This is a genomic window from Streptomyces sp. NPDC059003 (assembly GCF_042740445.1).
In the GTDB taxonomy this organism is placed as follows: domain Bacteria; phylum Actinomycetota; class Actinomycetes; order Streptomycetales; family Streptomycetaceae; genus Streptomyces.
This window is the reverse complement of the sequence record NZ_JBHYJH010000118.1, coordinates 12,391-31,376: the sequence shown is the minus strand read 5'-3', so window position 1 is coordinate 31,376 and position 18,986 is coordinate 12,391. Positions and strand designations below refer to the sequence as shown.

The window sequence follows — 18,986 nt, the reverse complement described above, 5'->3', positions numbered from 1 at the left end:
CGGGCGGGCGGGTGGGAGATGAACCCCCACAAGGGGGCAGAAATGGGCGGGCGGGCCCGCCCAAGGGCCGCGGCAGGGGGCCAGGGCACGCCCAGGCGGGAGCGGGCTCGGCGGTCGCCCCCGACCGCCGAAACCCGACCAGCCCCCCACAGCCGTTAGGCTGGAACCGTGGCAGTCGTCGACGTATCCGAAGAGCTCAAGTCCCTCTCCTCGACCATGGAGTCGATCGAGGCCGTCCTGGACCTCGACAAGCTGAGGGCAGACATCGCCGTGCTCGAGGAGCAGGCGGCCGCGCCGTCCCTGTGGGACGACCCGGACGAGGCGCAGAAGATCACCAGCAAGCTGAGCCACCTCCAGGCGGAGGTCAGGAAGGCCGAGGCCCTGCGCGGGCGCATCGACGACCTCGGCGTGCTCTTCGAGATGGCCGAGGAGGAGGACGACCCGGACACCCGCGCGGAGGCCGAGTCGGAGCTCACGGCGGTCAAGAAGGCGCTGGACGAGATGGAGGTCCGCACGCTGCTCTCCGGGGAGTACGACTCCCGTGAGGCGGTGGTCACCATCCGCGCGGAGGCCGGCGGCGTCGACGCCTCGGACTTCGCCGAGAAGCTCCAGCGGATGTACCTGCGCTGGGCGGAGCGCCACGGCTACAAGACGGAGCTGTACGAGACGTCGTACGCGGAAGAGGCCGGCATCAAGTCGACCACCTTCGCCGTGCAGGCGCCGTACGCGTACGGCACGCTCTCCGTGGAGCAGGGCACGCACCGCCTGGTGCGGATCTCCCCGTTCGACAACCAGGGCCGCCGCCAGACGTCCTTCGCGGGCGTCGAGGTCCTCCCCGTGGTCGAGCAGACGGACCACATCGAGATCGACGAGAGCGAGCTGCGCGTCGACGTGTACCGCTCGTCGGGCCCCGGCGGCCAGGGCGTCAACACGACGGACTCCGCGGTCCGCCTGACCCACCTCCCGACCGGCATCGTCGTCTCCTGCCAGAACGAGCGCTCGCAGATCCAGAACAAGGCGACCGCGATGAACGTCCTCCAGGCGAAGCTGCTCGAGCGCCGCCGCCAGGAGGAGCAGGAGAAGATGAACGCCCTCAAGGGCGACGGCGGCAACTCCTGGGGCAACCAGATGCGCTCGTACGTCCTGCACCCGTACCAGATGGTGAAGGACCTGCGTACGGAGCACGAGGTCGGCAACCCGGAGTCGGTGTTCAACGGCGAGATCGACGGCTTCCTGGAGGCCGGAATTCGCTGGCGCAAGCAGCAGGAGAAGTAATTTCGGCGCTTTGTCGACAACGTGAGCGAGAGCGAGCCGCGGCGAACAGAGCGAGAATCAAGGCAACTGCCGCCCATCGGGCGGCAGTTGCCTTTGTTTATGAACCACTTGTGGGGTTCTTGAGCCCTTCACGTCACAGTCGCATGTCTGCACGACGGTCAACTGACCGCATAAGGGGCATCGCGCGCGCAACGACCTTGACGGTGGTCTGGAAAGTGGAAAAGCTAGCGAGCGGCATGCGTGTCTCTGGGGCGCGTGTGATCCGGGGGGCCGATCGGTAGTCACCCCGTGACCGGGGCCCCGAGCGCTGCCTCACTGACGATTCAGCTACTGGGGGTAGCAGCCTGATGACCAAGAAGACGCGGATCCGCGTCGCGCGGATCGCAGCCGGCGCAGTGATCGCCGCGGGCGCCTCGCTGACGGCCGCCGGCGCAGCCTCGGCCCTGGACGTCGGCGTCGACCTCGGCGGGGCGGGCGCGAGCGCCTCCGCCGACGAGAACGGCATCGGCGTCGACGCGGACCTCCCGGGCGGGGACGACGACGAGGACCCGGGGGAGCCCAGCAACCCGCCGGAGCCGACCGACGAGCCGACCGAGCCGACGGACCCGCCCACGGAGCCCACGGACCCGCCCACCGAGCCGACGAACCCGCCGACGGAGCCCACGGACCCGCCGACCGAGCCGACGAACCCGCCCACCCAGCCGACGAACCCGCCCACCAGCGACCCGGGTGACCCGGGCGACCCGGGCGACGGTGACAACAACGGCTCCGGCGGCGGCACGGGCGGCAACGACAACGACCCCGCGGGCGGCGGCTCCCAGCCGGTCCAGCAGGGCCAGGGCAAGGACAGCCTGACCGACACGGGCTCGAAGCCGGTCCAGCAGATCGCGGACAAGGGCCAGGGCAAGGACGACGGCGAGCTGGCCGAGACAGGTGCCACCGAGACCACGTTCCTGGTCATCGGCGCCGCCACGATGATCGCCGGCGGCATCGGCTTCCGCATCCTGCCGCGCTTCGTGGGCAACCGCGGCGCCGCGGCCTGACCGAGACGGCCGGCCCCCGGTACCTCCGCGCCGCGGCGCGCACAGCAAGGGCCCGAAGCCTCCACGGCTTCGGGCCCTTCCGCGCTCTCATCGAGCCTTCGGCGGCTCTGCCCGCACTCGCCAGGTATGCCCACGCTCCGTGCGCGGCACTACGCGTACGGTGCGCACGGCGCCGATTCCGTACCCGGCACCGCCCCGCAGGGCCCCGCGCTAAGCGGTCTGGTGGGCCAGGAGCGCCATCGCCGCGATCAGCACCACGAGCAGCGCTATCAGCGTCACGGGACTCAGCGCACCGAAGGGGCCTTCCTGCTGCATCCGCTCCCGGCTGGCCCGGCAGACGGGGCAGCGGCCCTCACTCACAGGCGCCGCGCAGTTCGCGCACACCAACCTGTCATAGGTCATGCGCTTCTCCTCCCGCACAGTCTCAGCCTGCCCAACGCTCAGGGAACCTCAACCGTTCCCCCTACCACTGTGCCAGCTTCCGCGGATTTCGGCGCGGCCCGCCGGGCGGCGCCGGTTTCCGACCGATCCGTTCCCTCATATATCCGCGACAAATCGCGCAACTCAGGACGCCGACTGCGCTCCCGCACCGCGTTCGCGTAGGGTCACGCTCACCTACCCCCGGCCAACCCGTGGTGCACCCGTGATCCGATTCGACAACGTCTCCAAGGCCTATCCGAAGCAGAACCGCCCCGCCCTCCGCGATGTGTCGCTGGAGATCGAAAAGGGTGAGTTCGTCTTCCTGGTGGGGTCATCCGGCTCCGGAAAGTCCACCTTCCTGCGGCTCATCCTCAGAGAGGAGCGCACCAGCCACGGCCAGGTGCACGTCCTCGGCAAGGACCTGGCGCGGCTCTCCAACTGGAAAGTGCCGCACATGCGCCGCCAGCTGGGCACCGTGTTCCAGGACTTCCGCCTCCTGCCGAACAAGACCGTCGCCGAGAACGTGGCCTTCGCGCAGGAGGTCATCGGCAAGTCGCGCGGCGAGATCCGCAAGTCCGTGCCGCAGGTGCTCGACCTGGTGGGCCTCGGCGGCAAGGAGGACCGGATGCCCGGCGAGCTCTCCGGTGGTGAGCAGCAGCGGGTCGCGATCGCCCGCGCGTTCGTCAACCGGCCGAAGCTCCTGATCGCCGACGAGCCGACGGGCAACCTCGACCCGCAGACCTCCGTCGGCATCATGAAGCTGCTCGACCGCATCAACCGGACCGGCACCACGGTCGTGATGGCCACCCACGACCAGCAGATCGTGGACCAGATGCGCAAGCGCGTCATCGAGCTGGAGAAGGGCCGCCTCGTCCGCGACCAGTCGCGCGGCGTCTACGGCTACCAGCACTGACGACCCGCCCCCGGCTCCGCGATGCGCCGCCCGAGCCGCCGTTCCACGTGATCCACTGAAAGGTCGCCATGCGCGCCCAGTTCGTCCTGTCGGAGATCGGTGTCGGTCTCCGCCGCAACCTCACGATGACCTTCGCGGTCGTCGTCTCCGTCGCCCTGTCGCTCGCCCTGTTCGGCGGCTCGCTGCTCATGCGCGACCAGGTGAGCACGATGAAGGGCTACTGGTACGACAAGGTCAACGTCTCGATCTTCCTCTGCAACAAGGCGGACGCCGAGCAGGACCCCAAGTGCGCCAAGGGCGCCGTCACGAACGAGCAGAAGGACCGGATCCTCACCGACCTCAAGAAGATGTCGGTCGTGGACACCGTCCAGCACGAGTCGGCGGACGAGGCGTACAAGCACTACAAGGAGCAGTTCGGCGACTCCCCGCTGTCCAGCTCGCTCACGCCGGACCAGATGCAGGAGTCGTTCCGCATCAAGCTGAAGGACCCGGAGAAGTACCAGGTGGTGGCGACCGCCTTCTCCGGGCGTGACGGCGTGCAGTCCGTGGAGGACCAGAAGGGCGTCCTGGACAACCTCTTCGAGCTGCTCAACGGCATGAACTGGGCGGCGCTCGCGGTGATGGCGCTGATGCTCGTCGTCGCCCTGATGCTGATCGTCAACACGGTGCGCGTCTCGGCGTTCAGCCGTCGCCGTGAAACCGGGATCATGCGGCTCGTCGGTGCGTCGAGCTTCTACATCCAGATGCCGTTCATCCTGGAGGCGGCCGTCGCGGGCCTCATCGGCGGCGGGCTCGCCTGCGGGTTCCTGCTGCTCGGCCGGTACTTCATCATCGACCACGGCCTGCAGCTCTCCGAGAAGCTGAACCTGATCAACTTCATCGGCTGGGACGCCGTGCTCGCCAAACTGCCGCTGGTCCTCGCGATCGGACTCCTCATGCCCGCCCTGGCAGCGTTCTTCGCGCTGCGCAAGTACCTGAAGGTGTGACGCGCCGCGGGACCTACGGTTCCGCAGGTGTGAGGCGTGCCTCGGGCGCCGTGCGGTCAACCGGCCGTGCGGCGCCTTTCGTTGTCCTAGACTCACCGACATGTCAGGCCCTGATTGGCTCGCCGAGCCCCGTCGCATCCGCCGCGGGGCGGCCCTGACCTTGGTCTTCGCGAGCGTCCTCGCGACCGGCGCGGCCACCGGGTCCTGGAGCGAGGAATCGGGCGACGGCCAGAACCCCACGGCTGTGCCGACCCGCTCCGTCGCCGCGGCCAAGGACCGTGACCGGCACCGCGACGCCGCCGACGACGCGGCGGACGCGGCGGCCGAGGCGATGGCCGACGGCAAGTCCGGCACCGAGGCGGCCGAGGACGCCGTCAGCCGCAGCGGCGACCGCTGGGCTTCGGTCTACTCCCGGGGGGAGTACCGCGCGTTCGAGCAGGCCCTCGGTGGTGCCTACACGGGCGTCGGACTGTGGGCCAGGCGCACGGCCGACGGGCGCATCGAGGTGTCACGCGTCCAGCGGGGCGGGCCCGCCGAGCGCGCCGGGATCCGCGAGGGCGACCGGCTCGACACCGTCGACGGCAGGAAGGTCAAGGGCCGCCCCGTCACCGACGTCGTGGCGCTGCTGCGCGGCGACCGCGAGGGCACCCCGGTGGCGCTCGGCCTGGAGCGCGGCACGCGCGCGTGGAGCAGGACCCTGCACAGGGCGCGCCTGTCGACGGACTCCGTGACCGTCAGGCGGCTCGCGAGCGGCGCCGTGCTGATCAAGGTCGACGCGTTCACGAAGGGCTCGGGAGCCGCCGTACGGGACGCCGTGCGGCAGGCGCCCAAGGGCGCCGGGATCCTCCTCGACCTGCGGGGCAACGCGGGCGGCCTGGTCACGGAGGCGGTCACCGCGGCCTCCGCGCTGCTCGACGGCGGCCTCGTGGCGACGTACGACGTACGCGGCAAGCAGCGCGCGCTGCACGCGCCGCCCGGTGGCGACCCCGCTAGACCCGTGGTCGCGCTCGTCGACGGCGGCACGATGAGCGCGGCCGAACTGCTGACCGGAGCCCTCCAGGACCGCGGCCGCGCGGTCGTCGTGGGGGCGCGCACGTTCGGCAAGGGCTCGGTGCAGATGCCGAGCCGGCTGCCCGACGGCTCCGTCGCCGAGCTGACGGTCGGGCACTACCGCACCCCTTCGGGGCGGGCCGTCGACGGCCGGGGCATCACCCCGGACCTGGAGGTCGACCGCGGCGCCCAGGAGCGGGCCGAGACAGTATTGACTGGCCTCGGACCCCCCTCGTAGTGCGAAAATGACCGCACTATGGCGAAGGAAAAGGTAAAGCGCAAGGCCGCCAAGGCCAACGAGAAGGCCCCCGCCCGCAAGATGATCGCGCAGAACAAGAAGGCGCGGCACGACTACCACATCCTCGACACCTACGAGTGCGGCCTGGTGCTCATGGGCACCGAGGTCAAGTCGCTGCGCATGGGCCGGGCCTCCCTGGTGGACGGCTTCGTGCACATCGACGGCGGCGAGGCGTGGCTGCACAACATCCACGTCCCCGAGTACGTGCAGGGCACCTGGACCAACCACTCCGCCACGCGGAAGCGCAAGCTCCTGCTGCACCGTGCCGAGATCGACAAGCTGGACTCGAAGTCCCAGGAGACGGGTCACACGATCGTGCCCCTCGCCCTGTACTTCAAGGACAGCCGGGTCAAGGTCGAGATCGCGCTCGCCAAGGGCAAGAAGGAGTACGACAAGCGGCAGACGCTGCGGGAGAAGCAGGACACCCGCGAGACGAACCGTGCGATCTCCGCGGCGCGGCGTCGGCAGGGGATCGGCTAGCCGCCGGGAATACGCTGGCACCGTCGTGCGTTGGTCACGTACGATGGCTCATGTCCCGCACAGCCGGGGCGAGCCCCCTCTCCGGAGGGGCCCTCCTCGGAGGGGTTTGAAAAATCAACATGGGGATGATCGGTTTCGACAGCGGATGTCGAAGCAGGGGAAGCGTGTCGAGGAAGCGGCAATGATCTCGTTAACCATATGTCGCAACCAATAATCGCCAACACCAAGCGCGATTCCTTCGCCCTCGCTGCCTAAGTAGCGACTTGCGAAGTGTCAGCCCGGGGCTGTTCCCGACCCGGATCCTGGCATCAGCTAGGGAACTAAACTTCTAGACCCGGTCACGGGGTCCAGGAGGAAATCAAACAGTGACTGAGCCCGTCGGAGACTTGTCCGCGAGATCTCCGGGGCCGAGAAAATCGCAGCGGACTGCACACGGAGAAGCCCTGATTCCGCACCGTTGGACGCGGGTTCGATTCCCGCCATCTCCACAATTCCCATGTGAGCCGAAGGCCCGGTGGTCACCACGACCGCCGGGCCTTCGTCGTGAGCGCCTACTGTCGGTGGGGCCCGTCTTCCGGGATGCTCCAGGGTCATGAGTAGACCCGTGAGACGCGTCAATCTTCGTATGCGCCACTGGATCTGGCCCGCCGTCCTCGCTGTCGCCGCGGCCACCCTGTCCGTCAGTGCTCCCGCGGGGGCGGACTCCGAGCGGTCCGGGCTGCCCGAGGCCATCGACACCATCCTCGGCGACCCCCGCATGGAGGGCGGCGTCGCGAGCGTCGTGGTCGCCGACGCCGGGACCGGCGACGTCCTCTACCGGCACCTGCCCAGCGGGCGGCTCATGCCCGCGTCCAACACCAAGATGCTCACCTCGGCCGCGGCCCTGGAGATCCTCGGCCCGGACCACCGGTTCACGACCGACGTGCTCGCCGCCGGTGACCGGCGCGGTCCCGTGCTCAAGGGCGACCTGTACCTGCGCGGCACCGGCGACCCGACGACCCTCGCCAAGGACTACGACGCCCTTGCGGCGCGCGTCGCCGACGCGGGCGTCAAGCGGGTGTCGGGGCGGCTCGTCGCCGACGACACCCGGTTCGACGACCGCCGCCAGGGCGACACCTGGGGCGCCGACGACGAGTCGTCGTACTACGCGGCGCAGATCTCCGCGCTCAGCCTCGCGCCCGACACGGACTACGACACGGGGACCGTCGTCGTCGAGGTGGCGCCGGGCGCGCGGGCGGGCGACGAGCCGCGCGTGACGGTGACGCCGAAGACCGACTACGTGAAGTTCGACGTGCGGGCCACCACGGTCGCCGCGGGCGGGCAGAACACCCTCTCCGTAGAGAGGCAGCACGGCAGGAACACCATCACCGTCAGCGGCACGGTGCCGGTCGGAGGCAGCACTACGAAGGAGTGGGTCACCGTCTGGGAGCCCACCCGGTACGCGGCCGCCGTCTTCCGGGACGCCCTCGCCGCGCACGGCGTGAGGGTGAGCGGGCCCACCAGGGCCGGGATCGCCACGCCGAAGGACGCGCGCCCGCTCGCCTCGCACGCCTCCATGCCGCTCAAGGACCTGCTGATCCCGTTCATGAAGCTGTCCAACAACATGCACGCCGAGCACCTGACCAAGGCCATGGGGCACAAGGCGACCGGCAGGCCGGGCAGTTGGGGTGACGGCATCACGGCGATCGCCGGGTACCTGAAGACGGCGGGGGTCGACCCGGGCAGGCTGCGGCAGGTCGACGGCTCCGGGCTCTCGCGCAAGGACAACGTCTCCGCCGACCAGTTCATCGAGCTGCTGCGGTCGGCGAAGAGCGAGCCCTGGTTCGCCCACTGGTACAAGTCCCTGCCGGTGGCCTGCGCGTCCGACAAGTTCGTCGGCGGCACGTTGCGCACGCGCATGTGCGGGACCCCGGCGGCCGGCAACGTGCACGCGAAGACGGGGACGCTGACCGGGGCGTCCGCGCTGTCCGGGTACGTCACGGACGCGGGCGGGCGCGAGCTGGTCTTCAGCATCGTCCTCAACAACCACCTCGCCCCGTCGGTCAAGGCCCTGGAGGACGCGATCGTCGTCACTCTCGCGAGGTCCGACGAGGACAAGGCGGTCCTGGTGAAGCCGCGCTCGCAGCGGGCGGCCGGCACCCGCGGCGGCGACCTGGAGTGCTCCTGGGTCAAGCCCGCGCGCTGCTGACGGCCTCCGCCGCTGCGGCGGGGCCGCCGCTCACGACCGTGAGCAGCAGCGCGCACACCGCGGCCGCCACGGGCACCCCGTAGCCCGTGGCGGCCCCCAGGTGCTCCGCGGCCCAGCCGCCCGCCGCCGCGCCGCACGCGATGCCCCCGAGGAGGCCGGTCACGGCGAGGGTCATGCCCTCGTTGAGCTGCCCCTCGGGGGTGAGGCGCTGGACCAGCGTCATGGCGGTCACCATCGTCGGGGCGGTCGCCATCCCCGCGCACAGCAGCGCGCCGGCGAGCGCCACGAGCGACCCGGTGGCCGTCGCGGCGAGCAGCGGCAGGCCCATCAGGACGGCCATCGCCACCGCGCACAGGACCCGGCGCCGGTGCAGCGGCCCGCGTGGCTTCACGGCGCCGAACACCAGGCCCGCGGCGCACGAGCCCGCCGCCTGGAGTGCGAGGACCACGCCCGCGGCGGCCTCGTGGCCCTGCTCGTCGGCGTACGCGATCGTCACGACCTCCATGGAGCCGAACACGGCGCCCGTGGCGAGGAACACGGTCTGCAGGGCGGGCATCCCCCGCGCGCGGAGGGGGGATTTCCGCGCGGGTCCCGTCGTACGGTCATGGGCGGGCGGTTCCGTCGAGCGCTGGGCGGCGAAGAGCAGCACGCCGGTCAGGAGCAGGGCGGCGGCGACGAGGGTGCCCGCCTCCGGGAAGAGCGTGCCGCACAGGAACGCCGCGAGCACCGGGCCGAGCATGAAGCACAGCTCGTCGGCGGACTGCTCGAAGGAGTTGGCGGTGTGCACCGCCGCCGCGTCGCCCTTCAGGAGGTGGGACCAGCGGGCCCGCGACATGCCGCCGGTGTTGGGGGTGGTGGCCGTGGCGGCGTACGAGGCGAACAGCGTCCAGTCCGGCGCTCCGTAGCGCACGCACAGCAGCAGCGACAGGGAGCCGAGCACGGCGACGACGGTGGCGGGCACGGCGACGCGGGCCTGGCCGTGGCGGTCGACGAGCCGTGCCGTCCAGGGCGCCACGACGGCGGTCGCGGCGAGCCCGGTCGCGGTGACGGCGCCCGCGAGCGCGTACGAGCCCCGCGACCCGGCGATCATGGTCACCGCGCTGACGCTGAACATGCCCATGGGCAGGCGGGCGATGAGGTTGCCGACGGTGAACGCCGTCGCCCCGGGGAGGGCGAAGAGGCGGGTGTAGGGGTTGCGGCGGGTGCGTCGGCCCTCCGGGGTGGAGGGGGAGGCGAGGGAGCCCTGGGGCTCGGATATACCGGTGATGTCGGTGATGTCGGTGATGTCGGTGATATCGGCTGGTTCTGCGGGGGCTTGCGGCATGGCTTCAGGCTCGCCGCTGTCCCCAGGAGTGGTCCAACACCTTCTGGAGGGCCATTAACGCACCCGCGTTGTAAATTCTCCCGATGGTCACCTCATCGCCCGGGGCGCCCCGCGACATGGAGCCCCGCCTGCTGCGGGCGTTCGTCGCCGTCGCCGAGGAGCTGCACTTCACGCGCGCGGCCGCCCGCCTGTACGTCGCCCAGCAGGCCCTGAGCCGCGATGTGCGGCGCCTGGAGCGGGAGTTGGGGGTCGGCCTCTTCGTGCGGTCGACGCGCCAGGTCGCGCTGACGGCCGACGGTGAGCGGCTCCTTCCGTACGCCCGACGGGTCCTCCAGGCGCACGACGAGCTCGCGGCCGCCTTCGCGCGCGGGCCCGCCACCGTCGCCGCGAAGCCGCTGCTCGTCGACCTCAACACCCCGGGCCTCGTCTTCCAGCGCGTCCTCGACCGGGCCCGCGAACTCGCCCCGCACTGCGAGCTGATGGCGCGCTTCGAGAGCGGTCTGACGGGCGCCGCGGCCGAGATCGCCGCCGGGCGCCTCGACGCGTCGTTCGGGCGGTACGCCGGGCTGCCCGCCGACCTGCGCGCCGGGCTCGCGCAGCAGCCGGTGCGATACGAGCGGATGGCGGTGCTGCTGCCGGTCGGGCACCCGCTGGCGGAGCTCGACGAGGTGCCGCTCGACCGGCTCGCGGGCGCGAGCGTGTACGCGGGCGCGGGCAACGACCGCACCCTGGAGTGGACCGACCTCGCCCACCGGCTCTTCGAGGGCCGCGGGATCGAGGTGGCGCCGCCCGCCCCGCTCGCCATCGGTCACGAGGAGTTCGCGCGGATCATGGCGAAGCACCGCAACCCGGTCCTCGCCGTCGTCGGCTTCCCCGAGCTGCCCGGCGCCGTCCTGCGGCCGCTCGTCGATCCGGTGCCGCTGTCGCCGGTGTCGCTGGTGTGGCGACGAGGGCTGCGGCACCCCGGTCTGGACGCGCTGCGCCGGGCCGCGGCCGAACTCGCCGCCGCCGAAGGATGGCTGACCCGACCGGATGACGGGTGGATTCCGGCCATGGATGCACTCATCATGATGAGCCGAGAGTGACGAAAAGTACTACTGTCATCGGCGTGCGCTACATTCATGGTCCGGGTGCAGCGTGATAGAGGGGGCGCCCGGGTCGGGTGGGGGCCCGGCCCGGACGGCAAGTGCCCGGGGAGTCGCGCGCGCCCGCATCCGGTCCAGTGGGGGGTTGTGCGTACGCATGGAGAATTGGCGAGAAAGTCCATTGCCAGGGGATCTTTCAGGAGATCTCCCGGGGCGACTGTCGGTCCCAGGAGGACTGCCGGAGGGTCTGCCGGGGCAGGCCTGGACGGCGGCGTCGGGGCACGTCCACGATCCGAACGAGGTCACGGTCCAGATCGACGGCATCGGCCGCCACCTGGCGGGCGAGTCCCCGCTCGGAACCGACGGCACGCGCGCCCTCGACGGCCTTCCGGACGCCACCGACGCGGCCGAAGGACCCGTGTTCGTCGACGAGACGGGCCGCCGCAGCCGCAGATACCGCCGCATCGGCACGGGCGTCGGCCTCCTCTGCGCGGGCTACGCCGTGGTGATCGTGGCGACGCTCGTCTCGGGCAACTCCAGCGCGCCCTGGCTGCCGGTGCCCGACCCCAAGGACGAGAAGCCCGCGAGCCAGGTGGACACACCGAACGTATCGGCGGAATCAGGGAGTTCGCCCCATTCGTCCGCCTCGCCCGACGCCACGCCCTCGCCCGCGAGCTCGCGCGCCACGACCGGCCCGGCGGGCCCGTCGGGTGCGGGCGGCACGACGGTCGAACCGGCCGGTGAGCCGGACCGGGCCGCCCCCTCCGCGCCCCGCGCCGGTGACGAGAGGCCGGGCCGTCCCCCCGCCCCCGTCCCCACCGGCGACGACCGCCCAGGACCCGCCCCGACCCCCGGCGGCGACAGGCCGGGCCCCGGCACCGCCCCCGGCCCCACCCGCGCCCCCGGACCCCAGCCCCCCGCCCCGGAGCCCTCGCGCGAGACCGCGCCGCCCGCGGACCCGCCCGCCCCGTCGCCCGACGGCGGCAGCGGCCCGGCCGCCGGTGACGCCGCACCCGCGGCGGGCGCGGCGGCCGAGGCAGGCCCCGCAGCCGAGCAGCAGGCCCCGGAGGACGCACAGTCATGAACTCCCGCTCCAGCGGGCGCAGGTCGGCCGACCGCGCCCGGACGGGCCGTACCCGGCGCGGGCGCGACCGCGCGTCCGGCGGGCGCGGCGGCACCCGCGGCCGCCGTCTCCCCATGCGCTACCTGCTGCCCTCGCTGCTGCTCGTGGCGCTGCTCGCGATGCTGATGCTCCGCGGGTACGTCCACAGCGAGATCCTCGCCGACCACCGCGTGCGGCCGCCCGCCGCCACCGACCGGGTGCCGCAGGAGGTCCTCAAGGGCGGCCCGGTCATCGACACGCGCGGCGGCCACGAGAAGTCCCTGAGCGTGCCCGACCACCGCCTCGTGCTCACCTTCGACGACGGCCCCGACCCGAAGTGGACCCCGAAGGTCCTCGACGTCCTCGCCGAGCACGACGCGCACGGCGTCTTCTTCGTCACCGGCACGATGGCGTCCCGCCACCCCGGCCTCGTCCGGCGCATGGTCGACGAGGGCCACGAGGTCGGCCTGCACACCTTCAACCACCCGGACCTGTCGTACCAGTCGGAGCGCCGCATCGACTGGGAGCTGTCGCAGAACCAGCTGGCCCTCGCGGGCGCGGCGGGCATCAGGACCTCCCTGTTCCGCCCGCCGTACTCGTCGTTCGCCGACGCCATGGACAACGCGTCGTGGCCCGTCGTGAAGCACATCGGAAGCCGCGGCTATCTGACGGTCGTGAACAACACCGACAGCGAGGACTGGCAGCGCCCCGGAGTCGACGAGATCATCCGCCGCGCCACGCCCACCGGGGGCAAGGGCGCCATCGTCCTGATGCACGACTCCGGCGGCGACCGCTCCCAGACGGTGGCGGCCCTCGACCGCTTCCTGCCCAGCCTGAAGAAGCAGGGCTATCGGTTCACCAACCTCACCGAAGCCCTGGACGCCCCCAGCGCGCACGTGCGCGTGACGGGCGCCGAGCTGTGGAAGGGCAAGGCCTGGATCGTCCTCGTCGGCGCGTCCGAGCGCATCACGGACATCCTCGTGGTGGGCCTCGCCGTGATCGGCTTCCTGGTCATGGGGCGCTTCGGCCTGATGCTGCTGCTCTCCGTGGCGCACGCCCGGCGCGTCCGCAAACGCGACTTCCGGTGGGGCGGGCAGGTGACGGAACCGGTGTCGGTCCTCGTCCCCGCGTACAACGAGGCCAAGTGCATCGAGAACACGGTCCGTTCCCTGGTGGCGAGCGACCACCCCGTCGAGGTCATCGTCGTCGACGACGGCTCGACGGACGGCACGGCCCGCCTCGTCGAGAGCCTCGGCCTGCCCGGCGTCCGCGTGATCCGCCAGCACAACGCGGGCAAGCCCGCCGCCCTCAACCGCGGCCTCGCCAACGCCCGGTACGACCTGGTCGTGATGATGGACGGCGACACGGTCTTCGAGCCGTCCACCGTCCGCGAACTGGTGCAGCCCTTCGGCGACCCGCGCGTGGGCGCCGTCGCGGGCAACGCCAAGGTCGGCAACCGCGACTCCCTGATCGGCGCCTGGCAGCACATCGAGTACGTGATGGGCTTCAACCTCGACCGCCGCATGTACGACGTGCTCCGCTGCATGCCGACCATCCCCGGCGCGGTGGGCGCCTTCCGGCGCACGGCGCTCGAACGGGTCGGCGGCATGAGCGACGACACGCTCGCCGAGGACACCGACATCACCATGGCCCTGCACCGCGACGGCTGGCGCGTGGTGTACGCGGAGAAGGCCCGCGCCTGGACCGAGGCCCCGGAGACCGTGCAGCAGCTGTGGTCCCAGCGCTACCGCTGGTCGTACGGCACGATGCAGGCCATCTGGAAGCACCGCCGCGCCCTCGTCGAGCGCGGGCCCTCCGGCCGGTTCGGCCGCGTCGGGCTTCCGCTGGTGTCGCTGTTCATGGTCCTCGCGCCGCTGCTCGCGCCCCTGATCGACGTGTTCCTCCTGTACGGCCTGGTCTTCGGCCCCACCCAGAAGACCATCGCCGCCTGGCTCGGCGTCCTCGCCGTGCAGGCGGTGTGCGCCGCGTACGCCTTCCGGCTCGACCGTGAACGCCCGACGCATCTGATCTCGCTGCCGCTCCAGCAGATCCTCTACCGCCAGCTCATGTACGTCGTCCTGCTCCAGTCCTGGATCACCGCCCTCACCGGCGGCCGGCTGCGCTGGCAGAAGCTGCGGCGCACGGGCGCGGTCGGGGCACCGCCGCTCTCCGCGGGGCGACAGCCGGTGGGCGCCGCCGTCGAGCGGGAGGCCGTGGGATGACGCACCCGACGGCATCGGTCTCTCCGGGGCACACGACACCGGTCCCACTGGGACACACCGCACCGGTCCCCCCGGAACCCGCGGCACCGCCCGTCGCGCCGGACAAGCCCGCCCGCGACCGCTATCTGGACCTCCTCCGCTCCCTCGCGCTGGTCCGGGTCGTGGTCTACCACCTGTTCGGCTGGGCGTGGCTGACGATCCTGTTCCCGTCGATGGGCGTGATGTTCGCGCTCGCGGGCGCCCTGATGGCGCGGTCCCTGAAGCGCCCCGCGTGGGACGTGATCAAGGGGCGAATCCGCCGTCTGCTGCCCCCGCTGTGGGTGTTCAGCGCGGTGGCCCTCTTTCTCCTCTTCGCCGCGGGCTGGAAGCCGAGCGAGGACCCGGACCACGGCGGTACGTGGGGCCTGGTGAGCCTGTTCGACTACGTACTCCCGGTGGGCGCCCCGCCCTTCCCCTGGAACATCGGGGACAAGGCGGGCCTCCTGGAGGACACCTGGCCCGCGCAGGCGGTGGGCCCGCTGTGGTACCTGCGCGCGTACCTGTGGTTCGTCATCACGTCCCCGCTGCTCCTTTGGGCGTTCCGCCGGCTGCCGTGGGCGACGCTGCTCGCGCCGCTCGCCCTGACGGCCCTGCTCACCACGGAGGCCGTGCAGATCCCCGGCGAGACGGGCAACGCGGTCACCGACTTCGCGGTCTACGGCAGCTGCTGGATCCTCGGCTTCGCCCACCAGGAGGGCCACTTGGCGCGGGTCCCGCGCTATCTGGCGGTCTCGCTCGCCACCCTGGCCATGGCCTTCGGCCTGTGGTGGGCGTCCGGCCACCTGGGCCCCGACGGCTGGGACCTGAACGACATCCCCCTGGCCCAGGCCACCTGGTCCCTCGGCTTCGTCGTCGTCCTGCTCGTCTACTCCCCGTCGTGGCAGGAGCTCCCGGGCCGCCTCGCCCGCTGGGACCGCCTCATCACCCTCTCCAACAACCGCGCCGTCACGATCTACCTCTGGCACAACCTCTTGATCATGGCGACAGTCCCACTCATCGACCAGGCGTACGACTTCCCGTTCATGGACGAGCGGATGGTGGCGGCGCTCGACTCGACGTACATGGTGTGGATGACTGTGCTGATCTGGCCGCTGATCGGACTGATGGTGCTCGCGGTGGGCTGGGTCGAGGACCTGGCGGCGCGGCGGGCGCCGCGGCTGTGGCCCGACGGCGCGCGGAAGCGGGCGGCGCGGAAGCGGGAGCGGCAGCCCGGCCCCGGCGGAGGACGGGAGTCCGGCCCCGGAGGGCGGAAGCGGGGGTGAGCCCGGCGATACCGCTCGCAGCACCGGAAGGGCGGCGCCCTCACCGCCCCGCCCGCTCCCGGGTGAGACCAACGTTCCTCATCGGTCACGCACCGGCACAGCGCTGAAACGAGCCCTCCCTACCTTCGGGCTCATCAGCGGCCGGCCGGGAGGCGTGACATGGGGCGTGAGAGCAGGTGGATCCAGCGGTGGGATCCGGAGGACCACGGGTTCTGGGAGCGGGAGGGCGCCCGCGTCGCGCGGCGCAACCTGGTGTTCTCGGTGCTCTCCGAGCACATCGGGTTCTCGATCTGGAGCCTGTGGTCGGTGATGGTCCTGTTCATGGGGCCGGCCTACGGGATCGATCCGGCAGGGAAGTTCTTCCTCGTGTCGATGGCCACGCTCGTGGGCGCCGTCGTGCGGGTGCCGTACACCTTCGCCGTCGCGCGGTTCGGCGGGCGCAACTGGACCGTCGTGGCCGCGGCGCTGCTCCTCGTGCCCGCCGCCCTGACCTTCGCCGTCATGGAGCCGGGGACCTCGTACACCACGTTCATGGTGTGCGCCCTGCTCACCGGGGTCGGCGGCGGGAACTTCGCCTCCTCCATGACCAACATCAACTCCTTCTTCCCGCTCAGGAAGAAGGGGTGGGCCCTGGGGCTCAACGCCGGGGGCGGGAACATCGGGGTGCCGGTCGTGCAGCTCGTCGCGCTCGCCGTGATCGGGGCGAGCGGCGGGCCGCGGCTGCTGCTCGGGATCTACATCCCGCTCATCGTCGTCTCGGCGGTCTGCGCGGCGCTGTTCATGGACAACCTCGCGACCGTGAAGAACGACGCCGGGGCCGCGAAGGAGGCGGTCAGGGACCCGCACACATGGATCATGTCGCTGCTGTACGTGGGGACGTTCGGGTCGTTCATCGGGTACAGCTTCGCCTTCGGGCTCGTCCTGCAGACCCAGTTCGGGCGTACGCCCCTGGAGTCCGCGCAGCTCACCTTCATCGGCCCGCTGCTCGGCTCGCTCGTCCGGCCCGTGGGCGGGCGGCTCGCCGACCGGTACGGCGGGGCCCGCATCACTCTGTGGAACTTCGTCGCGATGGCGGCGGCCACCGGCGTCGTCGTGGCCGCGTCCGTCATCGAGTCCCTCACCCTGTTCACGGCCGCGTTCATCGTGCTCTTCGTGCTCACCGGGCTCGGCAACGGATCCACGTACAAGATGATCCCGGGGATCTTCCAGGCCAAGGCCCAGCGGGCGGGGCTCGCGGGGGAGGCCGCCGCGGTGTACGCGCGGCGGCTGTCCGGGGCCGCCATGGGGTTCATCGGGGCGCTCGGGGCGCTCGGCGGGCTGGGCATCAACCTCGCCTTCCGGCAGTCCTTCCTCGCCGTGGGCTCGGGGACGGCGGCCTTCGTCGCCTTCCTCGGGTTCTACGCCCTGTGCTTCGGCGTGACCTGGGCCGTATACCTTCGCGGGCGCGCCGCCCCCACGCGGTCCGTGGCCGCGGCGGGCGCGGAGCGGCACCTCTCGTACGCCGAGGTGTGACGTAACACGGCGGACATCGTGATGATCCGGGCCCGTCACCGGCCGTTGGCAGGCTCGGTGGGCCGTGGCCTCAAGGAATCGACGACGAGTGGGACCGAGTCATGAACGTCAGTCCAGCACACGGCCCCCTCTCCGGGTTCACCGTCGGCGTCACCGCCGCCCGGCGCGCCGACGAGCTCGCCGCGCTGCTCCAGCGGCGCGGCGCCACCGTCCTGCACGCCCCCGCCCTGCGCATCGTGCCGCTGGCCGACGACTCCCAACTGCTCGCCGCGACCAAGGAGATCGTCGACCACGTGCCGGACGTCGTGGTCGCCACCACGGCCATCGGGTTCCGCGGCTGGGTCGAGGCCGCCGACGGCTGGGGGTGCGGCGAGGAGCTGCTCGCGTGCCTGCGGGGCGTCGAACTCCTCGCCCGCGGGCCGAAGGTGAAGGGCGCCGTCCGCGCCGCCGGGCTCACCGAGCACTGGTCGCCGTCGTCGGAGTCCATGGCGGAGGTCCTCGACCGGCTGCTCGCGGAGGGCGTGGACGGGCGGCGCGTCGCGCTCCAGCTGCACGGCGAACCGCTGCCCGGATTCGTGGAGGCGCTGCGGGCCGGGGGCGCCGACGTCGTCCTCGTCCCGGTCTACCGCTGGCTGCCGCCCACCGACCTCGCGCCCGTCGACCGGCTCCTCGACGCGGCCGTGGCGCACGGCGTCGACGCGCTCACCTTCACCAGCGCGCCCGCCGCCGCGTCGCTGCTCGCGCGGGCCGAGGACCGGGGGATGGCCGCCGAGCTCCTCGCCGCCCTCGGCCACGACGTGCTCCCGGCCTGCGTGGGCCCCGTGACCGCGCTGCCGCTCCAGGCCCGGGGCATCGACACCGTCCAGCCGGAGCGGTTCAGGCTCGGCCCGCTCGTCCAGCTCCTGTGCCAGGAACTGCCCTCGCGGGCCCGGGCGTTGCCGATCGCGGGCCACCGGGTGGAGATACGAGGGCACGCGGTCCTCGTCGACGGCGAGCTGCGGCCCGTGCCGCCCGCGGGGATGGCGCTGCTTCGGGCGCTCACGCGGCGGCCCGGCTGGGTCGTCGCCCGCGCCGAGCTGCTGCGGGCGCTGCCGGGCGCGGGCCGCGACGAGCACGCCGTGGAGACGGCGATGGCCCGCCTGCGGTCGGCGCTCGGCGCGCCGCGGCTCATCCAGACCGTGGTCAAGCGGGGCTACCGGCTCGCGCTCGACCCGGCGGCCGGGTCGGCGGGGTCCAAGTACGCGGAGTGAGCCGCGCCCCCGGAGGTCCGGCGCAGCACGCCCCACAGCACGAGGGCCCGCCCGAGCAGCCCGAACGCGACCGTGCACAGCACCGCCCGCACGATGTTCCACGCCACCCACGGGTCCTCGAAGTCGGCGCGCACCGCGCCCGGGTCGGCGATCCGCGCCGGGTCGCCCGCGTCCGCGAGGTCGTTGTTCAGCGGCACGTTCACCGCCGCGGTGAGGACGAAGGCGGCGGCGTACACGATCAGGGCCGCGAGGACCCACCAGCGCAGCGGGGTGCGCCGCAGCTGCCAGGCGGCCACCGCCGTGAACAGCAGCGACCCCATGAAGCTCGCGAAGAACACCGGGTTCTGGATCACCTCGTTGATGTGCCGCATGACCTCGACGTACGCGCGGTCCGAGCTGCGCGCGAGGCCCGGCATCACGGCGCACGCGAAGATGTAGAAGGACCCGGCGATCAGGCCCATGGCGAGCGTCGCCGCTCCCAGAAGCACTCCCGCGCTCCGCTTCTGACGACCCGTCACCTGCTGCTCACGCATCCCG

General features: G+C 72.0%; 16 protein-coding genes and 1 other RNA gene. 14 read left to right on the top strand and 3 right to left on the bottom strand.

The features are described from left to right. The first annotated feature begins 168 nt into the window (after positions 1–168). Together prfB and ACFWZ5_RS31930 are read left to right on the top strand one after the other, a co-directional pair. Positions 169–1,275 (top strand): peptide chain release factor 2, encoded by a 1,107-nt coding sequence (gene prfB, locus ACFWZ5_RS31935; protein ID WP_384806785.1) that lies wholly within the window; start codon positions 169–171, stop codon positions 1,273–1,275. A gap of 347 nt (positions 1,276–1,622) precedes the next feature. Continuing rightward, a complete protein-coding gene (locus tag ACFWZ5_RS31930; protein WP_384806782.1) occupies positions 1,623–2,318 on the top strand; it encodes a hypothetical protein in 696 nt (231 codons plus the stop codon). Between the two features lie 210 nt (positions 2,319–2,528). On the opposite strand, the gene ACFWZ5_RS31925 is transcribed toward ACFWZ5_RS31930, so the two are convergent. Continuing rightward, positions 2,529–2,720 carry a hypothetical protein gene (locus tag ACFWZ5_RS31925; RefSeq protein ID WP_384804342.1) on the bottom strand — a complete coding sequence of 64 codons (192 nt, stop codon included), beginning with the start codon at positions 2,718–2,720 and terminating at the stop codon, positions 2,529–2,531. Between the two features lie 241 nt (positions 2,721–2,961). On the opposite strand from ACFWZ5_RS31925, the gene ftsE reads away from it, so the two are divergent. The 6 genes from ftsE (at position 2,962) to dacB (ending at position 8,653) form a co-directional block, all read left to right on the top strand. Next, a complete protein-coding gene (gene ftsE, locus ACFWZ5_RS31920) occupies positions 2,962–3,651 on the top strand; it encodes a cell division ATP-binding protein FtsE (RefSeq protein ID WP_016644946.1) in 690 nt (229 codons plus the stop codon). Between the two features lie 68 nt (positions 3,652–3,719). Further along, complete coding sequence (ftsX, locus tag ACFWZ5_RS31915) at positions 3,720–4,637, top strand: permease-like cell division protein FtsX (RefSeq protein WP_384804340.1); 918 nt, start codon at positions 3,720–3,722, stop codon at positions 4,635–4,637. Between the two features lie 100 nt (positions 4,638–4,737). Next, the gene (locus ACFWZ5_RS31910) at positions 4,738–5,925 is read left to right on the top strand and encodes a S41 family peptidase (protein WP_384804338.1); all 1,188 of its coding nucleotides are present in this window, start codon (positions 4,738–4,740) and stop codon (positions 5,923–5,925) included. Between the two features lie 18 nt (positions 5,926–5,943). Further along, positions 5,944–6,465: an SsrA-binding protein SmpB gene (gene smpB, locus ACFWZ5_RS31905; RefSeq protein ID WP_384804336.1), complete on the top strand. Its 522-nt coding sequence runs from the start codon at positions 5,944–5,946 to the stop codon at positions 6,463–6,465. A gap of 121 nt (positions 6,466–6,586) precedes the next feature. Continuing rightward, positions 6,587–6,956: a transfer-messenger RNA gene (gene ssrA, locus ACFWZ5_RS31900) on the top strand. A 134-nt stretch (positions 6,957–7,090) separates the two neighbouring features. Beyond that, positions 7,091–8,653, top strand: coding sequence for a D-alanyl-D-alanine carboxypeptidase/D-alanyl-D-alanine-endopeptidase (gene dacB / locus ACFWZ5_RS31895; RefSeq protein ID WP_384804334.1), 1,563 nt, complete (start codon positions 7,091–7,093; stop codon positions 8,651–8,653). Here dacB and ACFWZ5_RS31890 read toward each other — a convergent pair. Further along, on the bottom strand, positions 8,634–9,977 hold the full coding sequence (locus ACFWZ5_RS31890; protein WP_384891623.1) for an MFS transporter: 1,344 nt from the start codon (positions 9,975–9,977) through the stop codon (positions 8,634–8,636). The two genes, dacB and ACFWZ5_RS31890, sit on opposite strands and share 20 nt — an antisense overlap. Before the next feature lie 83 nt (positions 9,978–10,060). On the opposite strand from ACFWZ5_RS31890, the gene ACFWZ5_RS31885 reads away from it, so the two are divergent. The 6 genes from ACFWZ5_RS31885 to ACFWZ5_RS31860 all read left to right on the top strand — a co-directional run bounded on the left by ACFWZ5_RS31885 (position 10,061) and on the right by ACFWZ5_RS31860 (position 18,449). Then, a complete protein-coding gene (locus tag ACFWZ5_RS31885) occupies positions 10,061–11,062 on the top strand; it encodes a LysR family transcriptional regulator (RefSeq protein ID WP_384804330.1) in 1,002 nt (333 codons plus the stop codon). 181 nt (positions 11,063–11,243) lie between these two features. Further along, positions 11,244–12,146 (top strand): hypothetical protein, encoded by a 903-nt coding sequence (locus ACFWZ5_RS31880; protein WP_384891620.1) that lies wholly within the window; start codon positions 11,244–11,246, stop codon positions 12,144–12,146. After that, positions 12,143–14,386, top strand: a complete 2,244-nt coding sequence (locus ACFWZ5_RS31875) for a glycosyltransferase (protein WP_384800211.1) — start codon at positions 12,143–12,145, stop codon at positions 14,384–14,386. Before ACFWZ5_RS31880 ends, ACFWZ5_RS31875 begins: the two co-directional genes overlap by 4 nt. Then, positions 14,383–15,687, top strand: a complete 1,305-nt coding sequence (locus ACFWZ5_RS31870) for an acyltransferase (RefSeq protein WP_384800208.1) — start codon at positions 14,383–14,385, stop codon at positions 15,685–15,687. The genes ACFWZ5_RS31875 and ACFWZ5_RS31870 overlap by 4 nt, the downstream gene beginning before the upstream one ends. A gap of 159 nt (positions 15,688–15,846) precedes the next feature. Continuing rightward, the gene (locus ACFWZ5_RS31865; protein ID WP_384800204.1) at positions 15,847–17,199 is read left to right on the top strand and encodes a nitrate/nitrite transporter; all 1,353 of its coding nucleotides are present in this window, start codon (positions 15,847–15,849) and stop codon (positions 17,197–17,199) included. A gap of 101 nt (positions 17,200–17,300) precedes the next feature. Further along, positions 17,301–18,449 carry a uroporphyrinogen-III synthase gene (locus ACFWZ5_RS31860; RefSeq protein ID WP_384800201.1) on the top strand — a complete coding sequence of 383 codons (1,149 nt, stop codon included), beginning with the start codon at positions 17,301–17,303 and terminating at the stop codon, positions 18,447–18,449. Here ACFWZ5_RS31860 and ACFWZ5_RS31855 read toward each other — a convergent pair. Continuing rightward, the gene (locus ACFWZ5_RS31855; RefSeq protein WP_384891617.1) at positions 18,392–18,982 is read right to left on the bottom strand and encodes a DUF1772 domain-containing protein; all 591 of its coding nucleotides are present in this window, start codon (positions 18,980–18,982) and stop codon (positions 18,392–18,394) included. The two genes, ACFWZ5_RS31860 and ACFWZ5_RS31855, sit on opposite strands and share 58 nt — an antisense overlap. Positions 18,983–18,986: the final 4 nt, after the last annotated feature.

What these genes read in the sequence shown, in the direction of transcription:
- ACFWZ5_RS31930 (WP_384806782.1), top strand. Translation starts at nt 1,623, where the DNA reads ATGACCAAGAAGACGCGGATCCGCGTCGCGCGGATCGCAGCCGGCGCA.
- ACFWZ5_RS31925 (WP_384804342.1), bottom strand. Translation starts at nt 2,720, where the DNA reads ATGACCTATGACAGGTTGGTGTGCGCGAACTGCGCGGCGCCTGTGAGT.
- ftsX (WP_384804340.1), top strand. Translation starts at nt 3,720, where the DNA reads ATGCGCGCCCAGTTCGTCCTGTCGGAGATCGGTGTCGGTCTCCGCCGC.
- ACFWZ5_RS31910 (WP_384804338.1), top strand. Translation starts at nt 4,738, where the DNA reads ATGTCAGGCCCTGATTGGCTCGCCGAGCCCCGTCGCATCCGCCGCGGG.
- smpB (WP_384804336.1), top strand. Translation starts at nt 5,944, where the DNA reads ATGGCGAAGGAAAAGGTAAAGCGCAAGGCCGCCAAGGCCAACGAGAAG.
- dacB (WP_384804334.1), top strand. Translation starts at nt 7,091, where the DNA reads ATGCGCCACTGGATCTGGCCCGCCGTCCTCGCTGTCGCCGCGGCCACC.
- ACFWZ5_RS31890 (WP_384891623.1), bottom strand. Translation starts at nt 9,977, where the DNA reads ATGCCGCAAGCCCCCGCAGAACCAGCCGATATCACCGACATCACCGAC.
- ACFWZ5_RS31885 (WP_384804330.1), top strand. Translation starts at nt 10,061, where the DNA reads ATGGTCACCTCATCGCCCGGGGCGCCCCGCGACATGGAGCCCCGCCTG.
- ACFWZ5_RS31875 (WP_384800211.1), top strand. Translation starts at nt 12,143, where the DNA reads ATGAACTCCCGCTCCAGCGGGCGCAGGTCGGCCGACCGCGCCCGGACG.
- ACFWZ5_RS31870 (WP_384800208.1), top strand. Translation starts at nt 14,383, where the DNA reads ATGACGCACCCGACGGCATCGGTCTCTCCGGGGCACACGACACCGGTC.
- ACFWZ5_RS31865 (WP_384800204.1), top strand. Translation starts at nt 15,847, where the DNA reads ATGGGGCGTGAGAGCAGGTGGATCCAGCGGTGGGATCCGGAGGACCAC.
- ACFWZ5_RS31860 (WP_384800201.1), top strand. Translation starts at nt 17,301, where the DNA reads ATGAACGTCAGTCCAGCACACGGCCCCCTCTCCGGGTTCACCGTCGGC.
- ACFWZ5_RS31855 (WP_384891617.1), bottom strand. Translation starts at nt 18,982, where the DNA reads ATGCGTGAGCAGCAGGTGACGGGTCGTCAGAAGCGGAGCGCGGGAGTG.